General features: G+C 40.5%; 6 protein-coding genes. 5 read left to right on the top strand and 1 reads right to left on the bottom strand.

The annotated features are described in order from the left end of the window. Positions 1 to 717, top strand: a 717-nt coding sequence (locus AC1DWN_RS30920) for an alpha-D-ribose 1-methylphosphonate 5-triphosphate diphosphatase (protein ID WP_477562694.1), incomplete at its 5' end; no start/stop codon positions are given. Here AC1DWN_RS30920 and sspI read toward each other — a convergent pair. Then, positions 711 to 944 carry a small acid-soluble spore protein SspI gene (sspI, locus tag AC1DWN_RS30915; RefSeq protein WP_477562693.1) on the bottom strand — a complete coding sequence of 78 codons (234 nt, stop codon included), beginning with the start codon at positions 942 to 944 and terminating at the stop codon, positions 711 to 713. The two genes, AC1DWN_RS30920 and sspI, sit on opposite strands and share 7 nt — an antisense overlap. 135 nt (positions 945 to 1,079) lie before the next feature. On the opposite strand from sspI, the gene AC1DWN_RS30910 reads away from it, so the two are divergent. The 4 genes from AC1DWN_RS30910 to AC1DWN_RS30895 all read left to right on the top strand — a co-directional run. Further along, positions 1,080 to 1,751, top strand: a complete 672-nt coding sequence (locus AC1DWN_RS30910; RefSeq protein WP_477562692.1) for a potassium channel family protein — start codon at positions 1,080 to 1,082, stop codon at positions 1,749 to 1,751. Positions 1,752 to 1,753: 2 nt separating this feature from the next. Continuing rightward, a complete protein-coding gene (locus tag AC1DWN_RS30905) occupies positions 1,754 to 2,572 on the top strand; it encodes a TrmH family RNA methyltransferase (protein WP_477562691.1) in 819 nt (272 codons plus the stop codon). Positions 2,573 to 2,836: 264 nt separating this feature from the next. Then, the gene (locus AC1DWN_RS30900) at positions 2,837 to 3,136 is read left to right on the top strand and encodes a helix-turn-helix domain-containing protein (protein WP_477562690.1); all 300 of its coding nucleotides are present in this window, start codon (positions 2,837 to 2,839) and stop codon (positions 3,134 to 3,136) included. Positions 3,137 to 3,478: 342 nt separating this feature from the next. Then, positions 3,479 to 3,658, top strand: a 180-nt coding sequence (locus tag AC1DWN_RS30895; RefSeq protein WP_477562689.1) for a hypothetical protein, incomplete at its 3' end; no start/stop codon positions are given.

Here is a 3,658-nt window from a genome sequence, read left to right as displayed (position 1 = left end):
CCCATTGTGGAGCGCTACTTAAAAGAGCGAGCAATTGATTATCTGTCGTTTATGGATCATTCGCCGGGTCAAGGGCAGTATAGGGAACTGGGTTCTTTTGAACGGTATGTCATGAAAAACCAAGGTGTAGGAGTCGATGAGGTCCGTACAATCGTAGAGGATCTATTGGAACGAAAGCAGCAAATTAACTGGGATAATCTCCTTCAATTAAGCAACCTTGCGGCTAGCCAACAAATTGCAATTGCTTCACATGATGATGATTCCGTCTCAAAAGTAGAGGAGTCCATTCTTTATGGTATATCTGTTTGTGAATTCCCGATTAATCTGGAGACTGCGAGGCATGCGGTAAGCAAGGAGCTTCGTGTATGTGTAGGCGCTCCGAACGTGGTTAGAGGCGCTTCCCATGACAAAAATTTGCGTGCTGTCGATGCTATAAAGGCAGGCGCGGCAGATATTCTATGCTCTGACTACCATCCATCATCTATGCTAACCGCTATTTTTAAATTAGCTGATGAAGGAATAGCAGCTTTGTCAGCAGCGGTACGAATGGCTTCGCTACATCCTGCACAGGCTTTAGGCGCGGACAGTGAGCTTGGGTCCATTGAGCTGGGCAAAGCTGCCGATCTTATTATAGTTGACCGTTTTGAATCACTGCCATGGGTTTCGAATACAATCGTTGGAGGCCATATCGTATATACAGCTTCCGTTTGTTACTGAGATGGATTTGCATGTTCGGAATGATGAAGATGCTTGTGAAGGGAATCGACCATTCTGGCATGTTCCGCTTCATTCGATTGCTGCCATATCATTTCAAATAGAACACCAAGTCCGGGAAGTGTTCGTTCATCGTTACCAATCGAGTCCTCAATGACTTCTGTGAGTTCTTTAACTGAATTATTTTGTACACGCTGAACAATCGCTTGACGCAAATCTATATTATCCAACCTAAAAAACCTCCTGCCGCATTCGATTTCCACACTTACTATGCCCGACGATAGATGAGCTCATCCATGGTGAAAAGCTATGGTATACTATGGAGATGGCAGAAGCAATCATCCTAAAAGGAGGATTTCGTAACGATGGCGAAGAAGCAATATGCGGTTATTGGTATGGGACGATTTGGTTCCACCATTGCTAAAGCATTGACAGAGATGAACTTTGAGGTATTGGCAATCGATTCAAGTGAGCAAAGAGTGCAAGAAGTAGTTAATTCGGTGACACATGCCGTTGCGGCAGATTCTACTGATGAGGAGGCGCTCCGTGCGCTTGGTGTTCGCAACTTCGATGTCGTAGTCGTAGCAATTGGCCAAGATATTCAATCCAGTATTTTGACTACACTCATTTTGAAGGATCTTGGAGTGAAAACACTGATTGTGAAAGCGCAAAATGATCTTCACGGCAAGGTGTTACACAAAATCGGTGCCGATAAGGTTGTTTTCCCTGAACGTGATATGGGCTTGCGCGTCGCTCATCATCTTGTCTCTCCGAACATTTTGGATTACATTGAAATCTCAGATGACTATAGTATTATTGAAATTAAAGCACCACAGCAGATGATCGGCAAAAGCTTAAAGCAGCTCGATATTCGTGCGAAATATAAATGCAATGTGATGGCTATTAAGGTGAACTCGGTAATGAACATTGCTCCATATGCCGATGATTTGATCGAGGATGAAAATGTACTTGTTATAGTCGGTAAAAACTCGGATTTAAAAAATCTAGAAATCGCATATTCGGAAGGCAAAACCTAACTATGAATGAAAACTTTGATTCCATAATTTCCTCTGTACAAAACGAAAGAGTCAAGCAGTGGGCATCGCTGCTCGATAAAAAATATCGCGATCGCACGGGGCAGTTTCTAGTTGAAGGTGTCCATTTGGTATTGGAAGCCCTAAAGGGAAATGCTGATGTAAAAGCTATCATCTATGACTCGGAGCGCGGCATACCCGCAGAGCTGAAGCATGAAAGAGAAACGAATGATTCAGCAGTAACATTGGGACTAGAGTGGATACAAGCCTCGCGCACCGTTATGGCAAAATGTACAGGAACCGATACGCCTCCACCTGTCTTTGCCATTCTGTCCAAGCTGTCTTCAGACACTTCTGCTTTATACAAAAGCAACTGTCTGGTTGTGGTGCTCGATGGGGTACGCGATCCTGGTAATGCCGGCACTATCATTCGCAGTGCTGATGCCGTAGGGGCAGATGCAGTTATCCTTGGCAAAGGCTGCGTAGATCTCTATAATCCGAAGACAGTTCGCTCAACGATGGGTTCCCTTTTTCATTTGCCTATTATTGAAGGTGATTTGTTGGAGCTGATGCCAAAAGCGAATGCCTTAGGTATTAAGCTAGTTGGTACAAGCCTGCAAGCCGAAAATACGTGCTACAGCTATGATTGGACTCAGTCTACATGGCTGTTAATGGGCAGTGAATCCGAAGGGTTATCTTCACAAGTAAGTGAGCTTGTAAGCGAGTCGGTCATTATTCCGATTGTCGGACAAGCGGAGTCGCTTAATGTGGCGATGGCTGCGACGGTGCTGCTGTATGAGGGGTTGCGGCAGCGGGAGTTTTAAACAAACAATAATTCCTGTCCACTGTGAGTTATAATTCATTTTGGCACCGATTATAACATCGTTTGGCACCGATTATAATTTAGTTTTGGCACATCAAAGTAAGTCCTGATAGTCAAGAAAACCTTGATTTATCAGGACTTTTTTGTCCTTATGATTGTGAGAATGATATTGATGATTTTAAATAGGTGAAATATTCATTACGATTTATTATATCAAAATAAATGTAATGATAAATGGCACAAATCGTACAATAGGAGGGCAGATATGTCTGACATCGGGGGAAATATTAGATATTTAAGAAAATTACATAAGCTCAATCAAGTTGAATTTTCCCATCGTATTAATGTCTCCCAAGGCAGTTTAAGTGATATTGAATCTGGGAAAAGTAAGCCTTCTATTGAGACAGTTATTTCGATACATCAAAGTTTTGACTGCTCATTTGAGTGGCTATTAACAGGAAAGGAAAAAATAATTAATAACGAGTTATCAGAATTTGAAAATAGTATCATTCATATTGTTAGATGTCTTGAGCAGCGGGAAGCTGCTCCGACTCTTTTTCCGTAAGTGGCGATAAAAATGGCAGAGTAATTAGCATAAAATAAAATGAGGATGAACATTTTTGTATATTTTTACATGAATCTTGAAATTGGATAACATGAGTGTTTCGAATGCGATAAAAATCGAAACTTAAAGTATTTGGAAAAAGAAGGAGAAATCCGGAAATTCGTCGAAAGTTGTAATGCTATAGTAAAAATAATTTATAAAGACAGGATCAGTTTTGCTGACAAGTAGTAATATTGCAATCCCAAATAATTTAATATTCGGTTTCTTCTGAAATTCATTTGTTTTATAAACTTTGTACATAGCTAGTTTACTTTTATTCTATTGAATAAACGAGGTGCGTTAATGTCTACATACATACAAGATAGTAGTGGAATATATAGTTTAAGAGGCTTTTCTTTTCAAATAAGAGTTTTTGTTTACTACATGCTTACGCTCAAAGAAGGTATGCAAATTGAATTTGAAACAATTGATGATGTAAGTATTAGAGAAATGAAACCTGATAAAATTGATCACTATAATGAT

The sequence above is a fragment of the Paenibacillus sp. P4_A7 genome, from assembly GCF_056402455.1.
This window is presented reverse-complemented; position numbering and strand designations above follow the sequence as displayed.

What these genes read in the sequence shown, in the direction of transcription:
- AC1DWN_RS30910 (WP_477562692.1), top strand. Translation starts at nt 1,080, where the DNA reads ATGGCGAAGAAGCAATATGCGGTTATTGGTATGGGACGATTTGGTTCC.
- AC1DWN_RS30900 (WP_477562690.1), top strand. Translation starts at nt 2,837, where the DNA reads ATGTCTGACATCGGGGGAAATATTAGATATTTAAGAAAATTACATAAG.
- AC1DWN_RS30905 (WP_477562691.1), top strand. Translation starts at nt 1,754, where the DNA reads ATGAATGAAAACTTTGATTCCATAATTTCCTCTGTACAAAACGAAAGA.